This is a genomic window from Delftia sp. CH05 (assembly GCF_009827015.1).
GTDB classification, from domain to species: Bacteria; Pseudomonadota; Gammaproteobacteria; order Burkholderiales; family Burkholderiaceae_C; genus Comamonas; species Comamonas tsuruhatensis.
The window spans coordinates 17,078-39,186 of record NZ_WUMG01000011.1; the positions used below are offsets into that span (position 1 = coordinate 17,078).

Below are 22,109 nucleotides of genomic sequence, written 5' to 3' on the forward strand. Positions count from 1 at the left end.
TGCGTATCCAGATCAGCCGGAATCGTTCGGCTTGTCATCAACCCGCTAGGAGCATTCCATGGTCTCGATTCAAAACACCCGCAAGCTGGCCTCGTTCGGCCTGGCCATCGTGATGTCGGCTGCCTCCGTGGCTGCCATGGCCGATGTGATGGTGGGCGGCGCACCCATGCTGCCGTCCAAGGACATCATCGACAACGCCGTCAACTCCAAAGACCACACCACCCTGGTCGCAGCCGTCAAGGCGGCGGGCCTGGTCGATACGCTCAAGGGCCCGGGTCCGTTCACCGTGTTCGCGCCCACCAATGCCGCCTTCGAGGCCCTGCCCGCAGGCACGGTGGACACCCTGCTCAAGCCCGAGAACAAGGGCACGCTGACCACCGTGCTGACCTACCACGTGGTGGCCGGCAAGTGGGATGCGGCGGCGCTGTCCAAGATGATCAAGGACGGCAAGGGCATGGCCAGCATCAAGACCGTCAGCGGCGGCACGCTGGTGGCCAAGTCCAGCGGCTCCAAGATCATGCTGACCGATGAAAAGGGCGGCACGGCCACGGTGACCATCCCCGACGTCTACCAGTCCAACGGCGTGATCCACGTGATCGACAAGGTGCTGCTGCCCAAGTGAGCGGCACCGGCAGCGAGCGGGCCGGCCACTGACCGCCGTGGTCAGTGGCCGGAGCCTTGTGCCTTCGCCATGCGCCTTGCGGGCGCAACGCCGCAAGCCGCTGCCGGCGTCCCGGCCTGCGCGGCTAGCTTGGACAGCCGCCAGCGCGTCAGGTCGTCCGCGCCGGGGCCGGCCTCCACGCGCAGCTCGGAAAAAGGCACGCTGCGGCCCGATTCCTCCTCCACCAGCGCCAGCCGCAGGGGCGTGCCCGACTGCGCACGCACAAAGCGCATGGGCGGCTGCGCTTCTTGCTGCAGGCGCCACCGGTCGCCGACCTGGGCCAGCGCCTGGATCACCAGGGACAGGTCGCGGCCCTTGGGTGTGAGCAGGTACTCGTAGCGGTCCGGGCCGCTTTGGTAGAGGCGGCGCTCTACCAGGCCGGACTGCTCCAGCTGGCGCAGGCGGTCGGTCAGCGTGGCGTTGGTGATGTCCGTGGACTTTCTCAGGTCGTCATAGCGGCTCAGGCCCAGCATCAGGTCGCGCAGCACCAGCATGGCCCAGCGGTCGCCTACGGCCTCCAGCGTGGTGGCGATCGAGCAGGCCATGCCCTCGAAGCTCTTGGATCGCATGGAATTCCTCGTTGTCTGTTCGCGTTGTCGCAGGCCTGGAGTGTCTCAGCAAAACGCAAGCCCGGCCCGCAGAGGTGGATTGCGTGCTTGTAACTCTAATGATTGAAGTTTATAGTTGAAGCCACTTTCAACCACCGCTTGATCCAAGCAAGGACTTCTCCCATGAGCACGCATCAAGGCACCGCCGTCGTCACTGGCGCCTCCTCCGGCATCGGCGCCGTCTATGCCGATCGCCTGGCCGCACGCGGCCATGACCTGATCCTGGTCGCACGCCGCCTGGACCGGCTGCAGGCGCTGGCACAGCGCCTGCGCGACGACCATGGCCGCCAGGTCGAGGTGGTGGCCGCCGACCTGGCCGACGCCGCCGGCCTGCAGCGCGTGGAGGCCCTGTTCGATGGGCAGCGCGACATAGCCATGCTGGTCAACTGCGCCGGCCTGGGCGCCCTGGGTCCGGCGGCCCAGGTGGATGCGCGCGAAGTCGACCGCCTGGTCATGGTCAACATCCAGGCACTGACGCGGCTGTCGCTGGCGGCAGCGCGGCTGTTCGCCACGCGCGGCCGGGGCACGCTGATCAACATCGGCTCCATCCTGGCCCTGATGCCCTTGCCGGGCGCCTCCAGCTACAGCGCCTCCAAGGCCTATGTGCTGAGCTTCACGCGCTCGCTGCAGGCCGAGCTGGCACCCAGCGGCGTCACCGTGCAGGCCGTGATGCCCAGCCTGGTGCGCTCGGAGTTCTTCGGGGGCAAGCCTTCTCCTTTTCCCGAGCACCTGTTCATGTCGCCCGAGACCCTGGTGGACACGGCCCTGGCGGCGCTGGATCAGGGCGAGGCCATCTGCTTTCCCACGCTGGGCAGCACGACCGCCTGGCTGGACTTTGACCAATCGCGCGCCAATCTCGTCAAGGCGCTGACGCTCAGCGGCGTGCCGGCGGCGCGCTACCAGGCTGCGGATGCAGGCCAGCCGGCCTGACGGCCGCGCTGCGTCGCCACCCCGGATTCCCGTACTCCTCTTTTTGCCCCCGGAGAAAGCCATGCCCCTGTGGAAGATCTACCACCCCGAAAACGCCTTCAGCGATGAAGACAAACAGGCCATCGCCCAGCGCATCACGGCCGTCTACGGCGACCTGCCGCGCTTTTACGTGGGCGTGGTGTTCGAGGCCGTGGCGCGCACTTCGTTCTTCATCGGCGGCGAGCCTGCCGACGATTTCGTGCGCATCTCCGTGGACCACATCGCGCGGCAGATACGCGACGAGGAGACCAAGACACGGTTCCTCGAAGGCGTGCGGCGGCAGCTGTCCCCCTTCATTGCCGACCGTGGCCTGCGCTGGGAGATGCATGTGGACGAGACGCCCTTCAGCCTGTGGAGCATCCAGGGCCTGCGCCCGCCCGTGCCGGGCACGCCCGAGGGGGAGAAGTGGCGCCTGGACAATCGGCCCTCTCCCCTCTGAGGACCTGCCTGCATCTCAGCGCAGCGACAGCCCTGCCGACTGGATCGCGCGGGCGTAGCGCGGGCGCTCGCTTTGCAGGCTCTGGCCCAGGTCGGCCGGGGAGCCGCCCGCCACCTTGAAGCCCATGTGCTCCAGCTGGGCGCGCACATCGGGGGCCTGCAGCTCGGGCAGCAGCGGGTTGGCCGGCTCTATGCCCACGCGCTTTTCGGCGGCGATCAGCCAGCCCGTGCGGTGCCAGTCCTGCACCACCTTGTCCACGGCGGCGATGGTGTCGGCCTCGCCCTTGCGGGTCCAGACCACGGAAGGCGCGGGCAGCACCTCGCCGGCGATGGGAGCCGAGTACTGCGCCCATTCGGGGTTGCTGCGCAGCAGCGGGTAGATCAGCGTGCTGTCATGCACGGCGGCCACGCAGTTGCCGCCCTTGAGCGCCAGCAGCGAGTCCGACGAGCTCTTGTAGCCATGCACCTGGGCGCCGTACTCGCTGGCCAGCGGCTTGGCAAAGCTGCTGCCCTGGGACACGCACACGGGCTTGCCGCGAAGGTCTTCCCACCTGGCGATGCCGCTGCCCTTGCGCACGGCGGCAGTGCCGCCCACGCGGTAGAAGGGTGTGGGCGCGTAGCCCAGGGTCTCGGCACGGTCGGGGTTCAGCTCCATGGAGGCGATCAGCAGATCCACCTTGCCGGCCTGCAGAAACTGCACGCGCGTGGCGGTCTGCACTTGGACCAGCTCGGCCTCCACGCCCAGGCCCTTGGCCAGGGCGCGTGCCAGCTCGGGGTTCCAGCCCACGAGCTGCTGGGTGGACGGGTCGATGGAGCCGAAGGGCCCGCCATTGACCAGCACGCCAATGGTGACCTTGCCGCGCTGCTTGATCTTGTCCAGCGTGGCATCGGCCCGGGCCTGGGTGCAGGCCAGGGCCAGCGCGGCGGCGATGAAGGTCAGGGATGCGGAAAGGGTGGCGCGGGGCTGGCGGCGCAGGGTGGGGCTTGTGTGCATGGCGGGAGCGGGGCGGTCGGGACGAACGAAAGATGCGTACGCCTGCATCTTCTGGCCGCCCTTGACCCACGGCAACAAAGCTTTGGGAGCATGTTTATGCGCTTTGCGTCGCTGCATCAGGGTGATCACCAGGGAAATGTGGGCCCGAGGCAGGGCGGGTCGATGGTGTAATCGCGACGGCCGGGGTGCTGCGCCCACCGGCACCTCCCAGCGAGCCCTCTTCCATGCACCAAGCCCTAGCGTCCCTACTCGCCCCTCTCGCCTGCGCTGCCCTGTTGTGTGGCAGCCCCGCGGCCCGGGCCGCCAATCCCACGAGTTCTGGCAATTGCGAGGAAAGCTCCACCAACATGTCCGAGGTGCGTGCCTGCCTGCAGGAGCAGAACGTGGCCCTGGTCAATGCCGCCTACGTCTCGCTGTCGCTCAAGCTCAAGGCGCGCATGCCCCAGGCTTCGGAAGAGCTGGAAGTGGCGCAGAGGAACTGGGTGCAGTACGCGCGCAGTGCCTGCGAGTTTCTTTCCGAGTTCAACTCGGCCAGCTTTGCCAAGGACGATGCGCGCACCAACTGCTGGAGCGACTTCGCCCGCGCCCGCGCCAAGCAGCTCAAGTCCTGGGAAATGCAGCTGGACAAGAAGCCCTGAGGGCGGGGACGCTGCTCACTGGTAGTTCAGCGTGAAGGTGGCCCTGCCGTTGGCCTGCCCCGTCGTGACTGCCGCAGCGGTCTGCACGTATTTGGCAGTCAGCGGGATCTTGAACTGGGCAACGCCCTGAACGATGGTTCCCGCACTCCATTGGTTGGTGTTGCCAGGCACGTTGGAGTCGGGGCCGTATGCGAGTGCGGTGCCATCCTTCAGTATCTGTATGCCTATTCCGGTGGCAACCGGTTTGCCGCCTGACGTGGCCTGGCTCAAGGTCAGGACGGTGCTCCGATTGCTGGTGTCGTTGGCATCGGTGAGCGTGACGTGGGGGTGCAGAACGCTTGCGGGCGCACCGCCCTTGCATTCCAGCGTGATGTCGAAGTGCTGGGGGATGGAGGTGGATTGGAGGCCCGTGAATCGCAGGATGGGCACAGCGCCCATGGGTACGGAGATGGCCGAGGCGGCCACCGAGCAGGAGGGACCGACCACCACCCTGGTGCGGCCGGACAGGTTGACGTATCCTGCGGTGCAGCCGGGGCACTGGAATCGCATCTCGACGTTCATCCCGGAGCCCGTTAGCGTGCCAGCGGAAACGTTGCCGGTTTTCACCAGCTCGATCCAGACATCCTGGCGGGATGAAGCATTCCAGAAATAACCCAGCGCGCCCGAATTATTTTCTGATTCGGTAGTAATGGGCACGGTTCTGCCACTGGGAGCCCCGGGGCCGCGCCATGTGGCCCACCAGCGGATTCCAATGCCGGGAATATTGGTGCTGTAGACATTATTGTATCCGGGCGTCTTGCTTCCGGATTGGACATTGGCAGCTACAACGGCTTTTTCAACATCGTACTCGAATGCCGTGTTCAGCACTGCTCGCAGATTAAATACGGTTACCGTAGACTTCCATAGCGTCGATCCGTTGGCGTAATTTCCGGGTACTGTTATTTCCTCGGGCAGTGAAATGCTGGAGCTGGTGGGGGAGAATACGCCACCGGCAAAGGCATTGGTGTTCATCGTTGCCGCTGAAAAGGCGATGAGAAATGGAAGGGCGATCAATGCAAGGCGGCGTACTTGCGAAGGAAATGAGGGAATGAAAGAAAAATGCATGATACTGATTCGCTCCATTGCTGAAGTATGATTCTCGAAAATATCACGCAATAGTTTTATCGAACTTTTGAGTGACTAAGGAGTGGTGGAAATGAAAGCATCGAATCATTCGATGTGTGGCCTCTTAGGTATTTCACACTCTACGCCGAAGATATGAGTTGATGCAATCAGATTGTTCTGAAAATGGAGCGTGGCTCAGTCAAAAGCCACCCATGCACGCCATTCGTAAAGAGCAAGGCCCGAGTGTCACGGAGCTCGGGCGCGTGGGAGGTCGCGCAGACAAGCCTGGTTCAGTCCGCTCGCGGCCCCGGCGACTGTCGTGAGCGCGCCAGGCCGCTCAGGTGCTGAGAGGTGCGGTCGGAGAAGCGTCCCTGGCACCTCTGGCGGCTTGCCAGAGCGCATCGGCCAGGGCTGTGATCTCAGGGGCCAGGTGCAGGCGTTCCAGCCAGCGGCCCGCAATGCCGCTGGCGCCGTGGAAGGCTCCGGCCAACTGGCCCGTGATGGCTGCCGTGGTGTCGGCGTCATCGCCCAGGTTGGCGGCCTGCAGCACTGCGCCTTCAAAGCTGTCATGCCTCGCAAAGCACCACAGGGCCGCCTCCAGGCTGTCCACCACGTAGCCGCTGCCGCGAATCTGTGCGGCCGGCTTGTCGCGATAGTCGCCACGGGCAATCTCCCGCAGGCGCGGGTTGGCGCCGTCTTGCAGAACGCCGCCCAGGTCCAGAACCTGCTGCCGGGGCAGTCCCTGCAGTGCCCGGCACAGCGCCACGGCGAACAGGCGGCAGGCCTGCAGGCATTCAGGTGCCGCGTGGGTAGTGCGTGAGCTGAGTTCAGCCATGCGCTGCACCAGGTCCTCGTCGGGGCCGAAGAACATGGGCACGGGCGCCAGCCGCATCAGGGAGCCGTTGCCGGCCTGGTCCGGGTCGGGCGACCCGGCCAGCGGATCGCCGGAGGCCAGGAAGCGCTGGATGGCCGCCCTGGTGGCCATGCCGATGTCAAAGCAGTTGCCGGTGGAACTCCAGTAGTCCCATTCGTACCAGTTGGCATAGCGCGCCATCTGGTCCTGCGGGTCGCAGCCGCCGCGCTGGAGCAGGCTTTCGGCCAGGCACAGGGCCATGGAGGTGTCGTCGGTCCACTTGCCTGCGGGCAGCGAGAAGGGGCCGCCGCCCACCATGTCGGTCAGCGGCGCAAAGCTGCCGCGCGGCTGGAATTCCAGCGTGGTCCCCACGGCGTCGCCGCAGGCCAGGCCCAGCAGGGCGCCACGGTATCGGTCCAGCGTGTCCATGGCCATGCCCGTGCTCCCGCTCATGGTCGGTCAGGAGCGGTGCTGCGCAGCCGCGCGCGCGCCTGCATGAGGGCAAAGCCCAGCAGGTTCAGGCCCTGCCAGCGCGCGGGGTCGGTGGCGCGCACATCGTCGGCGGCCAGGCCAATGCCCCAGATGGCGTCCACGGGGCTGGCCTCCACCAGCACGCGGTCGCCAGTGTTCAGCAGATAGCGGGCCAGGGCGGGGTTCTGGGAGAACTTGGCCTGGTTGGCGCGCACCACGATGTCCATGCGCGCGGCCACCCAGGCCGCTTCATCGAAGCCCTGGATGCCACGCCCCAGCTTCTTGGCCTCGCCCGGCGTGCGGCAGCGCACGATGGCCGCGTGCGCCGCCTCGTCGCCAAACAGCCGTGCCTTGCCCGCCATCATGAAATGCTCGGCCGTGGGGTAGTGCTGCCCATCGACCTCGAAGCCCGCCTCGAACCATTGGCTCATGCAGGTCTTGCCGATGGAGCCATCGGCCGCAGGCTGGTGGCCCCAGAACGGCAGGAAGCGCGGGGTGAGACCCTGGGCCATGGCGTGCTGGAGGTCTTGCAGGGAGGCGATGTGGTCTGTCGTAGTCATGGGCTGTCTCGTTGCCGTGTGTGCCGTTTCAGGAATGCGATGGAGCTTGCTGCAGCCACCACTGGCTGAAGGCCATCAGGTCTGCGTGCTGCGAGTGGGCGTGGACCAGGTCCGGCCCGGTGTTGGGCGTGCCGTTCGGGCCACGGCACACCAGGGCCGCGTGAATGCCCGGGCCAATGTCCCGGAGGTAGGGCAGATAGTCGTCCACGAAGGCGACCGGGCCGAGCCGCTGCAGGGCGTCTGCCTTGGGGCTGCGCACGCCGGTGGTCCGGCCCGTGGCGATCACGCGGTCGATGGGAAAGCCGAGGTCGCGCAGGTTGCCCAGGCGGGCCTGTTCGAAGCGCGCCGCCAGGGCCGTCACGCAGACCAGTTCGTAGCCGGCGCCCTGCAGGTCGTGGCAGGCCTGCAAGGCATTGCCCAGCGCGGGAATGCTGCGCCAGAAGGCATCGTCCATGCAGGCCCTGAACTGTTGCAGGCGCTCGCCGTCCAGCGCCTGCACGGCCCAGCGGTCCATGGCCCAGTAGGCATGGGGGTCGGCCTCGGCGGGGCGCTGGCCGAACGCGCGCTCCCAGGCACCGGCATAGGCGCGGTTGTAGTCCAGCAGCACGCCATCGGCGTCAAGGGCAATGATGGGTTTCATCGTGTTCCTCTTCGGCTCGCACGCGCAGGTAGTGCGGTGCCACGCTGTCCGTGAGCCAGACGCCGTTGTCCGAGCGGTAGAACGGGCAGGCATCGGCATGCATGCGCGCCGCATCGATCTCCAGCAGCACCAACCGGCCATAGCGCTGGCCCACGGAGCGGGCCGTGGCCAGGTTGTCGGTCAGGTGCACGTGGTGGCGGTTGCGCCGGTCCAGGCCGGTGCGCAGGATGGAGTCCAGAAAGCGCGTGGCCGTGCCATGGTAGAGGCGCTGCGGCGGCACGCTGGCCTGCAGGCCCAGGTCGATCTGCACGGAATGCCCCTGGCTGGCGCGGATGCGCAGGCCGTCGGCGCTGATGGCAAAGCGCTGCTTGGGGCAGCTTTGCACCACCTCCATCAGCAGTGCGGGCGAGATGTTGCGGCCGGCCGCCTGGGCGCCGCGCAGCAATGCGTCTATGGAGACCCAGCCCTGGGCGTCGAGGGCGAGCCCGGCGCGGCCGGGGTTGTGGCGCAGGACCAGGCTCATGAATTTGCTGGTCGATGTCAGTGTGTTCTTGTTGTTCATACGGTCCATTTCCATGGATTTTCTTGTTGTGTCGATGATTGTCCGTGCTTCGGGCTTCACACCACCAGGCAGCCCTGCCGGTCCGACAGGCCGATGGTGGCCTGCATGCCCGCCGTGAACTGCAGGTAGTCGGCCTCCATGCCGTCCGAGAAGATGACGCCATGGTCGGGCATGCGCGAGCGCAGGGTCAGCGGCTGGCCGGCGGTGACCTGGCCGTAGACCAGCTCGGCCGTGGAAGAGCGGCTGGGAAAGGGCTCGCGCACGGCGAAGTCCAGGCGTGGCGCATCCCAGGCGAAGGGCTGGTAGTCGAAGTCGGTGGATGCGCCGCGCACGGCGCGGGCAATGCCCATCGATCCCGTGACGATGCTCTTGATCCATGCAGACGAGCCCAGCCCCGTGGCGACGATGAGGCCGGAGGACGACTGGGATTCGTGCCGGTCACCCAGCGCGATGTCGTACAGGGCGGAGGTATGGCTGCGCGGGCCGATGAACAGGTCGTTGGCGGCGCGCAGCACCTGGCCGTCGCTCAGGCGTGCTTCGGCCAGCGTGACGGCGCGCGTGGGGCGGCGGTTGGCGGCCACGTCGCCCAGCAGGGCGGCCAGGTCGGCGGGGGCGAAGGGCAGCAGCAGGCCGTCCCAGCGCGCGGGCTCGGGGTTGACGCCGATGAGCGGCTGGCCGTCCAGGTATTTCATGGTGTTGGCCACCATGCCGTCCTGGCCCAGCGCCACCACGATGTCGTCGGCGCCGAAGACGAAGTTGGGCACCAGGGCGCGGTCCACGATCTGGTAGCGGCCGCGTGCCTCCAGGGCCTGCACCACGGCCTGCAGGGCGGCGGCGTAGGCGGCGCTTTCGCGCAGGTAGTCGCCGAAGTCGGCACCCAGGTGCTCGATGTAGAAGCGCGCCTGGGACAGCGTGTGGTACCTGGCCACCAGCTCATCGAGCCGCGTGCGCCGCACCACCAGCACGGTCTTGCGTTCATTGGCGTTCACGGCGGCTCCTTGCGGGTTCGGGATCGGCCACGGCAGCTGCATGGCCTGCACCGGCGCCCATGAGCGACTGCAGCAGCTCGGGCGAGACGTTGAGCTGGCCGATGCGCTCGGCCTTCTCGGCAATGCCGCCAAAGGCCTGGGCGATGAGCTGGCCCGGCTGCATGCCCACGGCGGCCAGCGATTGCACGATGCGCGGATCGGCCTTTTCCAGGGCCTGCATGACGGCGCCCACGCGGTAGGCCTCGGCCTCGGCCAGGGTGCGGCTGTTGGCGGCCTGGCCTTCGACGAAGTCGCGGCGGCTGGTCTCCAGCGCCACGTCGGCGGACATCTGTTCGGCGCGCAGCTCGTTTTCCTTGCGCATCTGGGCGGCCTTGGCTTCCAGCTGGGCCTCGCGGATCTGGCGCTTTTTCTTTTCCACGGCCACATCGGTATCGAGCTCGTTCTGGCGGATGGCGCGCTCGTTTTCCACGGCAGCCATGCGGCGGGCATAGACGGCGTCGTCCGCAGCCTTGAGGTTGGACTCGCGCGCCTCGGCCTCCAGGGCGCGGGCGATGTCGGGCGTGGGTTTGACGGCCATGACCGAGACGCCCAGGATCTCCAGCCCCAGCGCCTCGATCTCGGGCTGGGCGGCCAGCTCCTGCTGGGCCGTGCGCGCAATGAGTGCCGAGGAGCGCAGCGCCTGCTTGAGCTCCAGCGCCTGCACGGCCTGCTGGATGATGACCTCGGCCTGCATGGTCACGCGGTCGCCCAGGCGCTGCGGGTCTTCGGACATGTATTTCTGGCCGTCGCGTGCCAGGGAGAAGTCCATCAGCGTGGCGGTCTGGCGCGGTGTGCTGATGCGGTAGGTGACCTGGCCCTGCACGGTGACGCTCTGGAAGTCGGCCGTCACCAGCTCCAGCATGAAGTGGCAGTCCTGGCTGCCCACGGGCACCGCGACCAGGGTGGTGGTGGGGGCGTAGTAGAAGAAGGACTGGCCCGCACCCTCGCGCACCACCTTGCCGGCGCGGAACTGCATGAGGTGGACCGTGGGTTGGGACTTGATGAAACGGATGCCGAACATGGTGCTTCTCCTTTTAAGTTGTTCTGTACAACTCGTGTGGGTTGCATAGTGCAACTTAAAATCAGGCACGTCAAGCACAATCCATCCCATGGCTGAAAAAAATTCCCCATCCCCGCAGGGCGCGCTGGACTTCCCGCGCCCGTTCACCACGGTGGACGTGGTCATCTTCACGGTGGCCGACGATGCCCTGCAGGTGCTGCTGGTGCAGCGCCCCACGGCGGGCAGCGAGCCGTTCCCGGGGCTGTGGGCGCTGCCCGGCGGCTTTGTGGATGTGCGCCAGGACGCAGACCTGCTGGCCTGCGCGCGGCGCAAGCTGCTGGACAAGACGGGCGTGGACAGCCCCTACCTGGAGCAACTGGGAAGCTGGGGCGGCGCGGCGCGCGACCCGCGTGGCTGGTCGGCCACGCATGTGTATTTCGCGCTGATCCCGGGCCATGACCTGATCCTGGCCAAGGGCGCGAATGCGGCCGATGTGTCGTGGTTTGCCGTCGATGAACTGCTGCGCGCGCCTGCGCTGGCCTTCGACCACGGCGAGATCCTGCGCGCAGCGGTGGAGCGGCTGCGGGGCAAGGTGGAATACACCTCGCTGCCGGCCTTTCTGCTGCCCGAGCCTTTCACGCTGCCGCAGCTGCAGCAGGCCTACGAAGTGGTGCTGGGCCGCCCCGTGGACAAGAGCGGTTTTCGCACGCGCATGATGGCGGCCGGCTTTCTGGTGGAGGCCGGCCAGGTGGAGGGCACGTCACGCCGCCCCGCCATGGGCTACTGCCTGGCCGACCGCAGCGCGCCCGTGGTGTTTCCGCGCACCTTCAGCCCGCGGGGGTGAGGGCGACCTTCGATCAGGATCAGGCGCCCAGCAGGCTGCAAAAGCGCTGCATGTCCACATTGCCGCCGCTCAGGATGATGCCCACGCGCCGGCCGCGCAGCTCCTCGCCTTTCTGGCGCGCGGCGGCCAGGCCCAGGCAGCCGGTGGGCTCGACCACGAGCTTCATGCGCGTGGCCAGGAAGCCCATGGCATCGACCAGCTCGGCATCGCTGGCGGTGAGGATGTCGGTCACGTCGCGCTGGATGATGGGGAAGGTGATGCCGCCCAGGTGCTGGGTCTGGGCGCCGTCGGCAATGGTCTTGGGGGTGTCTATGTGGACGATGCGGCCTGCGCGCAGCGACTGCTGGCCGTCGTTGCTGGCCTCGGGCTCCACGCCGTAGAGGGCGCAGCCGGGGCTGAGCGCGCGTGTGGACAGGGCGGTGCCCGACAACAGGCCACCGCCGCCCAGCGGCACGAAGAGGGCGTCGAGCGGGCCGGTTTCCTCCAACAGTTCCTTGGCGGCCGTGCCCTGGCCGGCCAGCACGTCGGCATGGTCGTAGGGCGGGATCAGGGTCAGGCCGTGGCGCTCGGCCAGGTCGCGGCCGATCTGCTCGCGGTCTTCGGTATAGCGGTCGTAGACCACCACCTGGCCGCCATAGCCCTTGGTGGCCGCCACCTTGGCGGCGGGCGCGTCATGCGGCATGACGATGGTGGCGGGAATCTCCAGCAGCCTGGCAGCCAGTGCAATGGCCTGGGCGTGGTTGCCCGAGGAAAACGCCACCACGCCGGCCTTGCGCTGCGCCGGGCTGAAGCGAGACAGGGCGTTGAACGCACCACGGAACTTGAAGGCGCCCATGCGCTGCAGGTTCTCGCACTTCAGGAAGACGCGGGCGCCCAGCGCCTCGTCCAGCGTGCGCGAGGTGAGCACGGGCGTGCGGTGGGCATGGCCCTGGATGCGTTGGGCCGCTGCGGCCACGTCGTCATAGGTGGGAAGGCTTGTCATCGGTACGGGAGAGAAGGGGTTGCTGATCGGCGGGGTGCCGGGAGCTACTTGGCGTAGCTGTAGACCGTGGCGCGCGACACGCCCAGGTGGGCGGCAATGGTCTCCATGGAGCGGCGAAGGTCCAGCAGGCCGTCGCCCTTGAGTTCACGGACCAGGGCGCGCCGCTCCTCGGGCTTGAGGGCGCGCGGCGTGGTCGCCAGGCGCGCCGCGAACTGGTCGATGCGGGCGCGCACCGCGTCGGCACCGGCCCCGGCGCCCATGGGCGCCAGCATTTCGCGGGCCGGCGTGTCGCCGCTGACGGCGGCAAAGCGGTTGAGCATGCTCTGGAAGCCCTGGAACATCGTCAGGTCCACATTCATGCACAGGGCGGCGATGTAGCGGCCCTCGGAGTCGCGGATGCCGATGGACGTGCTCTTGGCCTGGCGGCCATCGGCGAACTGGTTGGGGTAGTTGGCGATGACCTGCTCGTAGCCGGGGTCCTGGATGCGGGCCAGGCCCAGCTCCGTCGCGCCCTGGCCGACCTCGCGGCCCGAGAGATTGTTGTGGATGGCCAGCACCGCATGGGACGGGTCGAGCAGGTCATGCACCACCACCTCGCAGAACGGGGCAAGGGTCTGGCCCAGGCCTTCGGCGATCTTGGCCACCTGTTCCAGCAGTTGGCGCTGCTCGGGAGTGCGTTGTGTCATATTGGACATTTTGTTTTGAATTGGACAAAATGTCAAAACCCAGGCGACCTGCCTCCTTGTCCGTTTCTTGTGCTCCCTGCCATGTTCGACACCCTTGTTCACCTGCTGCAATCCCAGGACGCGCGCTTTCGCGTGATCGAGCACCCTGCCGAGGGCCGCTCCGACCTCGTCGCCGAAATCCGGGGCACCGCCCCCGGCCAGGGCGCCAAGGCCATGCTCTGCAAGAGCCGCGATGCGGCCGGTGCGGGCGATCCCCAGCTGTTCCTGGCCGTGCTGCCCGGCGACCGCAAGCTGGACTTCAAGCGCCTGGCCCAGGCCGTGGGCGTGCGCAAGGCCACGCTGGCCTCGCCCGAGGAGGCCCAGGCCGCCACCGGCTGCGTGATGGGATCGGTGCCGCCGTTCTCCTTCAACCCGCAGGTGCGCCTGGTGGTGGACCCGGCACTGGTGGAGCGCTTTGCCGAGATCGCCTTCAATGCGGGCCGGCTGGACCGCTCCATCGTGCTGGACTCGGCCGACTATGTGCGCATTGCCCGGCCCGCGCTGCACAGCCTGAGCGGGGATGGCGCCGATTGACCCGGGGGCCGGGCGGTGCCCACAATCGCAGCAACGCCCGCACATCCTCTCCTGACCATGACCACCCCTGCCAGGCAGTTCCCCGACCGGCCCGATGCGGCCGGCTTTGTGCGTGCGACGCTGGCTGCCGCACTGGCCCAGGTGCAGTCGCATATGGATGCCGTGGACGCCGGCAGCGGCGAGGCCGAACGCATCCACCAGCTGCGCGTGGCCCTGCGGCGCCTGCGCACCCTGCTGCGCGAATGCGCAGGGCTGGCGCCCGGCATGCGCGCCGAATGGGATGCCCCGCTGGCCCTGGCCTTTGCGCGCCTGGGCACGCTGCGCGATGCCGGCACCCTGGCCGACGTGGTGCGGCCGCTGCTGCAGGACGCCGATGCGCCCTTGTGCGAATGGGCCGTGCCGGATGCCGGGCAGGCCGACGCGGACGCGGCCGCTGCGGTCCGCGAGCTGCAGTTCCTGCAAACGCTGGCCGAGATCCATGCGCTGGCGCAGGCGCCTGCAGGCAAGCGGCAGCCCGGCCTGGTCAGCCTGTCCGCCGCAGGCACGCGCAAGTACCTGGCACGGCGGCTGGCGCGCCTGCACCGCCAGGTGCTGCGCGACGGCCGGCAGTTCGACCGCCTGCCGCTGGCGCAGCAGCACCGCGTGCGCAAGCGGCTCAAGCGCCTGCGCTACCTGGCGGACTTCGCGCGGGAATTCGCGCCCGGAATGTGGCCCGGCAAAAAGGGCCGGCGCTTTGCCGAGGCGCTGGTGCCCGCCCAGGACGCGCTGGGCCTGCACAACGACATGGCCGTGGCGGCCGCGCTTTTTCGTGACCAGGCCGGCACGGATCCGCGCGCCTGGTTTGCCGCCGGCTACCTGCAGGCCCGCCTGGCCACCAGCGCGCGCAGCAGCCGCCGCGCGCTGCGTGCGCTGGCCCACGTGCCGGGCTTCTGGGCCTAGACCGCATCAGCGATAATCCGCCGCTGGCGCACCGCCGCAGCCCCTGGGCCGTGGCGGTGCGCTGTTGCTGAAGGTGCCCCATGCCGCTTGCCGGCCAGGGGTTCAACGGGAAGCAGGTGCGCGATGCCATCGAGGTGGCCGCTCGCAATGCCTGCGCTGCCCCCGCAACGGTCAGCGGAATACAACTCCCCACGCTGGCGCGCCACCCACCGGTTGCGCGCCGCAAGCCACTGTGTCTGGACGGACATGGGAAGGCGGGGATGCCTGCTGCAGCGCGCCCACGATGCGCGCCGCAGCGTTCCGCAAGCCCGGATACCGGCCTTCTGCATTGCTTTCGGACGCCGCGGGAGTGCGCCTGTCCGGTCCGGCCCCAGCCTGCGCTGCCGTGGCCGGCTCCGGCGTGCGCGCCGTGCGGCGTGGTTCAGACGATAGGCCCCACGGGTGACTGGGGCAGTTGGATTCAACGCATGCGCTTCGCTTCTTTGGCCGCCGATTGTTCCGGCCCCTTTCCCCTTCCTCCCTTCCTGCGCCCGGCCACCGCTGCGGCCGTGCTGGCCTGCTGCGCCGCGGCGGCCGGCGCCGCACAGGAACCGGCGGCCGGCAAAGCCGGTGCACCCGCCGACGATGCGCTGGACGCCGTCTTCGTGACCGCCACGGCGCGGCCCGAGGCGCGCAGCCGCATCGCGGGCACCACGCAGACCATCGACCGCGAGGCCATAGAGCGCTCCAGCGCGCGCTCGGTCACCGACCTGCTGGCCGAGAACGCCGTGGGCTTTCTCAGCGAATGGACGGCGGCCCAGACCTCGATGAACCTGCGCGGCGCCTCCACCGACGGCCAGGGGCGCGACTTCCGCAGCCAGGTGCTGGTGCTGGTCAACGGCCGGCGCGCGGGCACGGCCAACCTGTCCAAGCTCAGCCCCTCGGATGTGGAGCGCATCGAGATCGTGCGCGGCCCGTCCTCGGTGATCTACGGCAGCCAGGCCATGGGCGGGGTGGTCAACATCATCATGAAGACGGGGGCTACGGCGCCCGGCACGCGTGCCCAGGTCCAGGCCGGCTCGTGGGACCTGTGGCGCACCGATGCGCAGACGGCCGGCGCCAATGACCGCTTCGACTGGTACTTCGGCGTGAGCGCAGGCGGGCGCGGCGACTACGAGTCGGGCGATGGCGGCACGCGCATGGAGAACACGGGCTGGAAGCGGCGCGGCGCCAGCGGCGCCCTGGGCTGGCAGCTGCACGAGCTGCACCGCGTGGAGCTGCAGCTGCGCACGGACGGCATCTACAACGCGGGCTTTCGCGGATCGGGCGCCAACATCTACAGCCGAGACAACCGCAGCAACCGCTCGCTGGACCTGACCTACGAGGGCGCACTGCCCGGCCAGCGCCTGAGCTGGACGACCCACCTCTACAGCCTGGTCGATACCGATGAGTTCAACTGGGCATCGCCCGTGATCCGCTCGGGCAACAGCGCCGTGCCCGGCACGGCGCGCGACTACAACCACCGCCAGCTGGACGCCACGGGCCTGCGCTTTCAGCCGCGCCTGCGTGTCAGCCAGACCAATGACCTGCTGATGGGCTTCGACTGGGAGCGCAGCAAGCTGCGCTCCGACCGCCTGCGCGTGGCCATGCCGGGCGGCCCGGCGGGCCAGGTTGCGCCCTACGACAACAACCAGACCGAGCAGGTGCACGCGCTGTACGTCGAGGACGCGCAGACCCTGTTCGACGACCGCCTGACCCTGCGCGCCGGCCTGCGCAAGACCTGGGGCACGACACGCTTCGACGAGACGCCCAACCTGGCCCTGGCCCAGGCCAGCACGCGCGACTACGACAACCACACCTGGTCGGCCGGCGCCACCTGGAAGGCCACGGACCGGCTCACGCTGCGCGCTGCGGCCTCCACGGGCTTTCGCGCGCCCACGGCCACGGAGCTGGCCTCGGACTTCACGGCCGTCGGCGGTGGCCGCACCTTCGGCAACCCCAACCTCAAGCCCGAGACCAGCCGCCAGATCGAGGTCGGCGCCGCGCTGCAGCAGCCCGGCTGGCGCGTGGATGCGGCCCTGTTCCAGAACACCATCAGCGACCGCATCATCACCGTCTCGCGCGGGGCCACGACCAATACCTCGGACTACGCCAACAACGCGGCCGACATCGTGGCGCGCGGCCTGGAAATGCAGGCCGACATGGACCTGGCGCGGGCGCTGAACCTGACGGGCCACCAGCTCAAGGCCTGGGCTGGCGGCTACTACCACTTCAGCATGCGGGACAAGGGATCGCCGGCGTCGGCCAATACCGACAAGGTGCAGCGCATGTACCGCTACGAGGCCTCGGCCGGCGTGCGCTACGGGCGCGGCAGCGGGCGGCTGCAGGGCGACTGGAGCCTGCAGCTGTCCACGCTGCTGCGCGGTCCCATGTGGTACGACACGGAAGAGTCGCTGCTCATCCCGCAGGGCGAGCCCCGCAGCACCTTCATCCACCGCAAGGGCGCCTTCACCATCTGGAACCTGCGTGCCGACTACCGCGTGTCGCCGGGCGTCAAGCTGTTCGCGGCCGTGAACAACCTGTTCGACCTGAACCGCCACCCCATCTTCATCGCGCTGGACCGTGCGCCCTGCATCGCCAACCCGGCGTACCAGAACGGCGGCTGCGGAACGTCGATGGCGGGCCGCGAACTCATGGTCGGCCTGCAAGCAGAGTTTTGAGGACCATGGCATGAGGCAATCCAGCACCACGCGCCGCCAGTTGCTGCGCCAGGGCGCGGCAGCGGCCCTGGCCTGCGGCCTGCCCGCGGCCTGGGCCGACACCGTCGCTGCAGGCGGTCCGGTGGTGCTGCAGGATGCGCTGGGCCGGCGCGTGGAGATTGCCGCGCCGCCGCAGCGCATCGTCTCCATCTTTGCCTCCAATACCGAGCTGGTGGCCGCGCTGGGCCTGCTGGACCGCGTGGTGGGCGTGGAGGATTTCACGCGCTTTCCACCGGGCGTGGAGCGCATTCCCAAGGTGGGCGGGCGGCTGGGGTTCTCGGTGGACGCCGTGGTGGCGCGCCAGCCGGACCTGGTCATCGTCACGCCCGCGCGCCAGGCGGCGCACCAGCTGGTCGATCCCATGGAGCGCATCGGCGTGCCGGTGATGGTGCTGCTCAGCCGCTCGCTGGCCGAGGTGATGGACAACCTGCGCCTGGTGGCCCGCGCCACGGGCGTGCAGGCGCGCGGCCAGGCGCTGGCCCTGGCGCAGGAGGCGCGGCTGCTGCGCGTGGACCGGCAGGTGGCCGGCCAGCCCCGGCCGCGCGCGCTCATGGTCACGGGCCGGCTGGGCAACGGCATGCTGCTGGCGGCACGCCCTGGCACCTATACCGGCGAGGCCATGGTGCGCGCGGGCGCTTCGTTCGCGCTGGACGGCCTGGGCACCGTGCCCCAGGTCTCGCCCGAGGCCGTGCTGGCCGCCGACCCCGATGTGCTGCTGTTCGCGGGCACGCAGGAGGCCATGCAGGACCTGATCGGCCAGCGCGGCTGGCGCGACCTGCGTGCCGTGCGCGGCGGCCGGGCCACCACGGTGGCGCGTGCCGAGTTCCTGATTCCCGGGCCGCGCACCTTCGGCGGCGTGGAAAAGCTCTCGCGCTGGCTGCACCCTGCGGCCTGGGCCGGGGAGGCCGCATGAATTCCCTTTCACATCCACCTGCGTGGCGCCCCTGGGCCGGTGCGGTCCTGCTGCTGCTGGCCAGCCTGCTGATCGCCGCCTGCGCGGGCCACCAGTGGGCCAGCCCTGCCGACCTGCTGGCCGCGCTGGGCGGCGAAGACAGCCTGCGCAGCCGGCTGCTGCTGCAGTGGCGCGTGCCGCGCGTGCTGGCAGCCGCCCTGGTGGGCGCGCTGCTGGGCCTGTCGGGCGCCATCTTCCAGGGCGTGTTCCGCAATCCGCTGGCCGAGCCCTATCTGCTGGGCGCCTCGGGCGGCGCGGCACTGGGGGCGACTGTCGCCCTGCTGGTTCCCATGCATCTATTGTTCGGCCTGCCCCAGGCATGGACGCTGCCCGTGCTGGCCTTTGCGGGCGCCTGGGGTTCGACCGTGCTGGTGCTGGCCGTCTCGCGCGTGGCCGGTGCCACCGATGCGGCCGGCATGCTGCTGGCCGGCGTGGCGCTGGCGGCCGTGCTGGGCGCGCTGCGCTCGTTCCTGATGCTGGCGCTGTCCGATGAGACGGTGAGCCTGCAGGTGGTGCTCAGCTGGGTGCTGGGCGGCATACAGACGCCGTCGTGGAGCGGCCTGGGCCTGCTGGCCGGTGCCTCCCTGGCCTGCCTGGCCGGTGCCATGGCGCTGGCGCGCGGGCTGGACCTGCTGGGCCTGGGGCAGGATGCGGCCCAGGGCTTCGGCCTGGATGTGGCGCGCTTCACGCCGCTGGCCGTGCTGGCCGGCTCGCTGGTGGTGGCCGTGGCCGTGGCCTATGGCGGGCTGGTGGCCTTCGTGGGTCTGGCTGCGCCGCACATCGCGCGCTGGATGGCGGGACCGCTGCACCGCGCAGCCCTGCCGGCGTCGGCGCTCACGGGCGCCATCATCGTCACGCTGGCCGATGCGATTGCGCGCAGCATGCTGCCGCCGGCCGAAATCCCGTTGGGTCTGGTCACGGCCGTGGCCGGCGGGCCCTTCTTCATCGTGCTGCTGGCGCGCAGGCTGAGGTCCGCATGAACGGTGCCATCCCTTCCGTCACACCGCGCCTGCAGGCCCGGTCCCTCACGCTGCGCCATCGTGGCCGCAGTGTGCTGGACGCCGTCTCGCTGCATTTGCCCGCCTGCGGCGCCGTGGCCCTGGTCGGACCCAATGGCGCGGGCAAGTCCAGCCTGCTGTCCCTGCTGGCGGGGCTGCAGGCGCCTGCATCCGGCAGCGTGCTGCTGGACGGGCAAGACATTGCAACCCTGCCCGTGGCCGAGCGCGCACGCCGCGTGGGCTACATGCCCCAGCGCTTTGCGCCGCACTGGGACCTGACGCTGGCCGAGCTCATGCACATGCGGCTGGCGGGCCGGGGTGATGTCGAGGCGGCCATTGCAGGCGCCGGGCTGCAGGATTTCGCGCGCAGGCGCTGGTCCACGCTGTCCGGCGGCGAGCAGGCGCGTGCCCTGCTGGCCACCGTGCTGGCCACCGACCCGCCCGTGCTGCTGGCCGACGAGCCCGGCGCCGCGCTGGACGTGCGCCACCGCCTGGCCCTGGTGCAGGCGCTGGCGCAGCGCGGGCGCGAGCGGCTGGTGCTGGTGGTCATGCATGACCTGGACCTGGCGCTGGCGCACTTCGGGCGCGTCATCGTGCTGGACCAGGGGCGCATTGCGCTCGATGGGGACCCTGCCGAGCTGCTGCATGCGCCGGGGCTGGATGCCGTGTTCGGCGTGGATTTCGAGCGCATCGACGCACCCCCGCAAACCTTGCTGCGCGCGCGGCTGAAACAGGAGAACTGACCCCATGCGCATCGATCTGGCCGGCTGGACGCGCGACGCCACGCGCGGCGACCACCGTGAATTCCTGGCGCTGTTCGAGCGCGCCGAGCGCCTGGGTTTCCAGGGCGTGTGGTTCAACGAATTCCGCGTGCCCGATACCGCCTGGCCCTATCCCTCGCCCCTGCTGCTGGCCGCCGCCGTGCTGGCGCGCACCGAGCGGCTGCGCGTGGGCACCTCGGTGCTGGTGCTGCCGCTGCACCATCCGCTGATGCTGGCCGAGGAGATTGCCCAGCTGGACCTGCAAAGCGCGGGCCGCATCGACGTGGGCGTGGGCCGGGGCACGGAGCCGGCCGCGCTGCGCGCCCTGCAGATCGATGCTGACAGCACGCGCGAGCGCTTCGAGCAGTCCTGCCGCATTCTGGTGGAGGCGCTGTCGGGCAAGCCCATCGTGGCGGGGCAGGGGCCGTGGAGCTTCGAGGACCGGCCCGCCCTGCCTTCGACCGTGCAGCGTCCGCATCCTCCCTTGTATGTGGCCGGCTCCACGGCTGAGACCCTGGGCTTTGCCGTCGATCAGAATCTGCCCCTGCTGCTGAGCCTGGAGCCGCCCGAAGGCATGCAGCTGGAGCGCCTGGAGGCCGCTGCCCGGGAGCGCGGGCGCGATGCCGCCGCGCTGCGTGCGCGTTCATCGCTGGCGCGCTATGTCTGCATCGGTGCCGACGAGGCCGCCGTGCAGGCCCAGCTGGCCACGCTGTGGCCGCAGCTGTACCAGCGGCGCGTGTACTTTGCGGGCAAGCGCGGCGTGCCGGCCGACCAGGTGCTGCCCATCGATGTGACGCGCGTGCTGGCCGAGCAATTCATCCATGGCACGCCCGAGCAGTGCCATGCGCAGATCACCGCATTGCGCGAGCGCACGGGCATTGGCCAGCTGCGCTGCGTCTTCAACGCCAACGGCCTGTGGAGCGACGCCCAGGCCCTCGCCGGCATGGAGCTGTTTGCGCAGGAGGTTCTTCCTTCATTGCGCAGCGCCGTGCCTTTCGCCACCGTCTGACTTCCTCTTTTTTCTGGAGAACCTTCCATGCAAACCGCCAAGATTCCCGCCACCATCGTCACCGGCTTCCTGGGCAGCGGCAAGACCACGCTGCTGCGCCACATCCTGGACAACGCGGGCGGCCGGCGCATTGCCGTCATCGTCAACGAGTTCGGCGAGCTGGGCATCGACGGCGAGATCCTCAAGGGCTGCGGCATCGGCTGCGACGACGAGGGCAACGAGCGCGAAGGCGCGCTGTACGAGCTGGCCAACGGCTGCATGTGCTGCACGGTGCAGGAAGAGTTCTTCCCCGTGATGCGCGCGCTGGCCGAGCGCCGCGACCAGATCGACGCCGTGATCATCGAGACCTCGGGCCTGGCCCTGCCCAAGCCCCTGGTCCAGGCCTTCCAGTGGCCCGAGATCGCCAACGTGTTCACCGTGGACGCGGTGGTCACCGTGGTGGATACGCCGGCGGCCGCCAGCGGCCAGTTCGCCGCCAATCCCCAGGCCGTGGACGAGCTGCGCCGCGCCGACCCCAACCTGGACCACGAATCGCCGCTGCACGAACTCTTCGAGGACCAGCTGGGCGCGGCCGACCTGGTGGTGCTCAACAAGACCGACCTGGCCGATGCCGATGCCCTGGCGCGCGTGACCGCCCTGGTGCGCGAGGAGCTGCCGCCCGAGGTCAAGATCGTGCAATCGTCCCAGGGCCGCCTGCCGCTGGACGTGGTGCTGGGCCTGGCCAAGGCGGCCGAGACCACCATCGACCAGCGCGTGAGCCACCACGACCACGACGAGGACCATGACCACGACGACTTCGACTCCTACGTGATCGACCTGCCCGCCGTGGACCGCGACCGCCTGCTGGCTGCGCTGGAGACGCTGGTGGAGCAGCACAGCATCCTGCGCGTCAAGGGCTTTGCCGACATTCCGGGCAAGCCCATGCGCTGGCTGCTGCAGGGCGTGGGCCGCCGCTTCGACCACCACTTCGACCGCGCCTGGCGCGAGGGCGAGGCACGCGGCACGCGCCTGGTGTTCATCGGGCAAGACCTTGACGAAGCAGCGCTGCGCAAGGGCCTGGAGAATGTGGCCGCCTGACCTTCCGATTCCGTACTGAAACCT

General features: G+C 69.1%; 23 protein-coding genes, 1 pseudogene and 1 riboswitch. Of the genes and pseudogenes, 13 read left to right on the forward strand and 11 right to left on the reverse strand.

Annotated features, from left to right (window positions below):
• Window positions 1–58 precede the first annotated feature (58 nt).
• A complete protein-coding gene (locus tag GRX31_RS11420) occupies window positions 59–622 on the forward strand; it encodes a fasciclin domain-containing protein (RefSeq protein ID WP_013800571.1) in 564 nt (187 codons plus the stop codon).
• A 41-nt stretch (window positions 623–663) separates the two neighbouring features.
• Here the strand turns inward: GRX31_RS11420 and GRX31_RS11425 are convergent, their stop codons facing one another.
• The gene (locus tag GRX31_RS11425) at window positions 664–1,230 is read right to left on the reverse strand and encodes a winged helix-turn-helix transcriptional regulator (protein ID WP_016452655.1); all 567 of its coding nucleotides are present in this window, start codon (window positions 1,228–1,230) and stop codon (window positions 664–666) included.
• Between the two features lie 162 nt (window positions 1,231–1,392).
• Between GRX31_RS11425 and GRX31_RS11430 the strand changes: the two genes are divergently transcribed.
• On the forward strand, window positions 1,393–2,199 hold the full coding sequence (locus GRX31_RS11430; protein ID WP_160852748.1) for an SDR family NAD(P)-dependent oxidoreductase: 807 nt from the start codon (window positions 1,393–1,395) through the stop codon (window positions 2,197–2,199).
• A 61-nt stretch (window positions 2,200–2,260) separates the two neighbouring features.
• A complete protein-coding gene (locus GRX31_RS11435) occupies window positions 2,261–2,677 on the forward strand; it encodes a tautomerase family protein (RefSeq protein ID WP_013800576.1) in 417 nt (138 codons plus the stop codon).
• Window positions 2,678–2,830: 153 nt separating this feature from the next.
• Here GRX31_RS11435 and GRX31_RS11440 read toward each other — a convergent pair.
• Window positions 2,831–3,670, reverse strand: a pseudogene (locus tag GRX31_RS11440) (transporter substrate-binding domain-containing protein); the annotation flags it as partial.
• Window positions 3,671–3,894: 224 nt separating this feature from the next.
• Between GRX31_RS11440 and GRX31_RS11445 the strand changes: the two are divergent.
• On the forward strand, window positions 3,895–4,308 hold the full coding sequence (locus GRX31_RS11445) for a lysozyme inhibitor LprI family protein (protein ID WP_016454419.1): 414 nt from the start codon (window positions 3,895–3,897) through the stop codon (window positions 4,306–4,308).
• A gap of 15 nt (window positions 4,309–4,323) precedes the next feature.
• On the opposite strand, the gene GRX31_RS11450 is transcribed toward GRX31_RS11445, so the two are convergent.
• From GRX31_RS11450 to GRX31_RS11480, 7 genes are all read right to left on the reverse strand, one after another.
• Window positions 4,324–5,463 (reverse strand): fimbrial protein, encoded by a 1,140-nt coding sequence (locus GRX31_RS11450; RefSeq protein WP_272918442.1) that lies wholly within the window; start codon window positions 5,461–5,463, stop codon window positions 4,324–4,326.
• A 286-nt stretch (window positions 5,464–5,749) separates the two neighbouring features.
• Window positions 5,750–6,718, reverse strand: coding sequence for an ADP-ribosylglycohydrolase family protein (locus GRX31_RS11455; protein ID WP_237426662.1), 969 nt, complete (start codon window positions 6,716–6,718; stop codon window positions 5,750–5,752).
• Window positions 6,715–7,296 (reverse strand): NADAR family protein, encoded by a 582-nt coding sequence (locus tag GRX31_RS11460; protein WP_160852750.1) that lies wholly within the window; start codon window positions 7,294–7,296, stop codon window positions 6,715–6,717. The genes GRX31_RS11455 and GRX31_RS11460 overlap by 4 nt, the downstream gene beginning before the upstream one ends.
• Before the next feature lie 28 nt (window positions 7,297–7,324).
• Complete coding sequence (locus GRX31_RS11465) at window positions 7,325–7,936, reverse strand: HAD family hydrolase (protein WP_160852752.1); 612 nt, start codon at window positions 7,934–7,936, stop codon at window positions 7,325–7,327.
• Complete coding sequence (locus tag GRX31_RS11470; RefSeq protein ID WP_160852754.1) at window positions 7,914–8,498, reverse strand: RNA 2'-phosphotransferase; 585 nt, start codon at window positions 8,496–8,498, stop codon at window positions 7,914–7,916. The genes GRX31_RS11465 and GRX31_RS11470 overlap by 23 nt, the downstream gene beginning before the upstream one ends.
• A gap of 56 nt (window positions 8,499–8,554) precedes the next feature.
• On the reverse strand, window positions 8,555–9,487 hold the full coding sequence (locus GRX31_RS11475; RefSeq protein ID WP_070080872.1) for a sugar kinase: 933 nt from the start codon (window positions 9,485–9,487) through the stop codon (window positions 8,555–8,557).
• Window positions 9,474–10,547: an SPFH domain-containing protein gene (locus tag GRX31_RS11480; protein ID WP_034397141.1), complete on the reverse strand. Its 1,074-nt coding sequence runs from the start codon at window positions 10,545–10,547 to the stop codon at window positions 9,474–9,476. Before GRX31_RS11480 ends, GRX31_RS11475 begins: the two co-directional genes overlap by 14 nt.
• Window positions 10,548–10,635: 88 nt before the next feature.
• Between GRX31_RS11480 and GRX31_RS11485 the strand changes: the two genes are divergently transcribed.
• Window positions 10,636–11,370: an NUDIX hydrolase gene (locus GRX31_RS11485; protein ID WP_160852756.1), complete on the forward strand. Its 735-nt coding sequence runs from the start codon at window positions 10,636–10,638 to the stop codon at window positions 11,368–11,370.
• Between the two features lie 19 nt (window positions 11,371–11,389).
• Here GRX31_RS11485 and GRX31_RS11490 read toward each other — a convergent pair whose 3' ends face one another.
• Window positions 11,390–12,352, reverse strand: a complete 963-nt coding sequence (locus tag GRX31_RS11490) for a threo-3-hydroxy-L-aspartate ammonia-lyase (protein ID WP_160852758.1) — start codon at window positions 12,350–12,352, stop codon at window positions 11,390–11,392.
• Between the two features lie 44 nt (window positions 12,353–12,396).
• Window positions 12,397–13,038 (reverse strand): helix-turn-helix transcriptional regulator, encoded by a 642-nt coding sequence (locus GRX31_RS11495; RefSeq protein WP_046985177.1) that lies wholly within the window; start codon window positions 13,036–13,038, stop codon window positions 12,397–12,399.
• 81 nt (window positions 13,039–13,119) lie between these two features.
• Between GRX31_RS11495 and GRX31_RS11500 the strand changes: the two genes are divergently transcribed.
• From GRX31_RS11500 to cobW, 8 genes are all read left to right on the forward strand, one after another.
• Window positions 13,120–13,611, forward strand: a complete 492-nt coding sequence (locus tag GRX31_RS11500; protein ID WP_016448791.1) for a YbaK/prolyl-tRNA synthetase associated domain-containing protein — start codon at window positions 13,120–13,122, stop codon at window positions 13,609–13,611.
• Window positions 13,612–13,668: 57 nt separating this feature from the next.
• Window positions 13,669–14,550, forward strand: a complete 882-nt coding sequence (locus tag GRX31_RS11505) for a CHAD domain-containing protein (RefSeq protein WP_160852760.1) — start codon at window positions 13,669–13,671, stop codon at window positions 14,548–14,550.
• A 54-nt stretch (window positions 14,551–14,604) separates the two neighbouring features.
• A riboswitch (cobalamin riboswitch) is annotated at window positions 14,605–14,888 on the forward strand.
• Window positions 14,889–15,017: 129 nt separating this feature from the next.
• Window positions 15,018–17,249: a TonB-dependent receptor gene (locus GRX31_RS11510; RefSeq protein WP_160852762.1), complete on the forward strand. Its 2,232-nt coding sequence runs from the start codon at window positions 15,018–15,020 to the stop codon at window positions 17,247–17,249.
• Between the two features lie 10 nt (window positions 17,250–17,259).
• Window positions 17,260–18,201 carry an ABC transporter substrate-binding protein gene (locus GRX31_RS11515; protein ID WP_160852764.1) on the forward strand — a complete coding sequence of 314 codons (942 nt, stop codon included), beginning with the start codon at window positions 17,260–17,262 and terminating at the stop codon, window positions 18,199–18,201.
• Window positions 18,198–19,220, forward strand: a complete 1,023-nt coding sequence (locus GRX31_RS11520) for a FecCD family ABC transporter permease (protein WP_160852766.1) — start codon at window positions 18,198–18,200, stop codon at window positions 19,218–19,220. Before GRX31_RS11515 ends, GRX31_RS11520 begins: the two co-directional genes overlap by 4 nt.
• The gene (locus GRX31_RS11525) at window positions 19,217–19,981 is read left to right on the forward strand and encodes an ABC transporter ATP-binding protein (protein WP_160852768.1); all 765 of its coding nucleotides are present in this window, start codon (window positions 19,217–19,219) and stop codon (window positions 19,979–19,981) included. Before GRX31_RS11520 ends, GRX31_RS11525 begins: the two co-directional genes overlap by 4 nt.
• Before the next feature lie 4 nt (window positions 19,982–19,985).
• Entirely contained in the window at window positions 19,986–21,008 is a 1,023-nt protein-coding gene (locus tag GRX31_RS11530) for an LLM class flavin-dependent oxidoreductase (protein WP_160852770.1), read from the forward strand.
• 27 nt (window positions 21,009–21,035) lie between these two features.
• Complete coding sequence (gene cobW, locus GRX31_RS11535) at window positions 21,036–22,085, forward strand: cobalamin biosynthesis protein CobW (RefSeq protein WP_160852772.1); 1,050 nt, start codon at window positions 21,036–21,038, stop codon at window positions 22,083–22,085.
• Window positions 22,086–22,109 lie beyond the last annotated feature (24 nt).

Coding starts and splice junctions, on each gene's coding strand:
- GRX31_RS11420 (WP_013800571.1), top strand. CDS start 59: ATGGTCTCGATTCAAAACACCCGCAAGCTGGCCTCGTTCGGCCTGGCC.
- GRX31_RS11425 (WP_016452655.1), bottom strand. CDS start 1,230: ATGCGATCCAAGAGCTTCGAGGGCATGGCCTGCTCGATCGCCACCACG.
- GRX31_RS11430 (WP_160852748.1), top strand. CDS start 1,393: ATGAGCACGCATCAAGGCACCGCCGTCGTCACTGGCGCCTCCTCCGGC.
- GRX31_RS11435 (WP_013800576.1), top strand. CDS start 2,261: ATGCCCCTGTGGAAGATCTACCACCCCGAAAACGCCTTCAGCGATGAA.
- GRX31_RS11445 (WP_016454419.1), top strand. CDS start 3,895: ATGCACCAAGCCCTAGCGTCCCTACTCGCCCCTCTCGCCTGCGCTGCC.
- GRX31_RS11455 (WP_237426662.1), bottom strand. CDS start 6,718: ATGAGCGGGAGCACGGGCATGGCCATGGACACGCTGGACCGATACCGT.
- GRX31_RS11460 (WP_160852750.1), bottom strand. CDS start 7,296: ATGACTACGACAGACCACATCGCCTCCCTGCAAGACCTCCAGCACGCC.
- GRX31_RS11465 (WP_160852752.1), bottom strand. CDS start 7,936: ATGAAACCCATCATTGCCCTTGACGCCGATGGCGTGCTGCTGGACTAC.
- GRX31_RS11470 (WP_160852754.1), bottom strand. CDS start 8,498: ATGAACAACAAGAACACACTGACATCGACCAGCAAATTCATGAGCCTG.
- GRX31_RS11480 (WP_034397141.1), bottom strand. CDS start 10,547: ATGTTCGGCATCCGTTTCATCAAGTCCCAACCCACGGTCCACCTCATG.
- GRX31_RS11485 (WP_160852756.1), top strand. CDS start 10,636: ATGGCTGAAAAAAATTCCCCATCCCCGCAGGGCGCGCTGGACTTCCCG.
- GRX31_RS11490 (WP_160852758.1), bottom strand. CDS start 12,352: ATGACAAGCCTTCCCACCTATGACGACGTGGCCGCAGCGGCCCAACGC.
- GRX31_RS11495 (WP_046985177.1), bottom strand. CDS start 13,038: ATGACACAACGCACTCCCGAGCAGCGCCAACTGCTGGAACAGGTGGCC.
- GRX31_RS11500 (WP_016448791.1), top strand. CDS start 13,120: ATGTTCGACACCCTTGTTCACCTGCTGCAATCCCAGGACGCGCGCTTT.
- GRX31_RS11505 (WP_160852760.1), top strand. CDS start 13,669: ATGACCACCCCTGCCAGGCAGTTCCCCGACCGGCCCGATGCGGCCGGC.
- GRX31_RS11510 (WP_160852762.1), top strand. CDS start 15,018: ATGCGCTTCGCTTCTTTGGCCGCCGATTGTTCCGGCCCCTTTCCCCTT.
- GRX31_RS11515 (WP_160852764.1), top strand. CDS start 17,260: ATGAGGCAATCCAGCACCACGCGCCGCCAGTTGCTGCGCCAGGGCGCG.
- GRX31_RS11520 (WP_160852766.1), top strand. CDS start 18,198: ATGAATTCCCTTTCACATCCACCTGCGTGGCGCCCCTGGGCCGGTGCG.
- GRX31_RS11525 (WP_160852768.1), top strand. CDS start 19,217: ATGAACGGTGCCATCCCTTCCGTCACACCGCGCCTGCAGGCCCGGTCC.
- GRX31_RS11530 (WP_160852770.1), top strand. CDS start 19,986: ATGCGCATCGATCTGGCCGGCTGGACGCGCGACGCCACGCGCGGCGAC.
- cobW (WP_160852772.1), top strand. CDS start 21,036: ATGCAAACCGCCAAGATTCCCGCCACCATCGTCACCGGCTTCCTGGGC.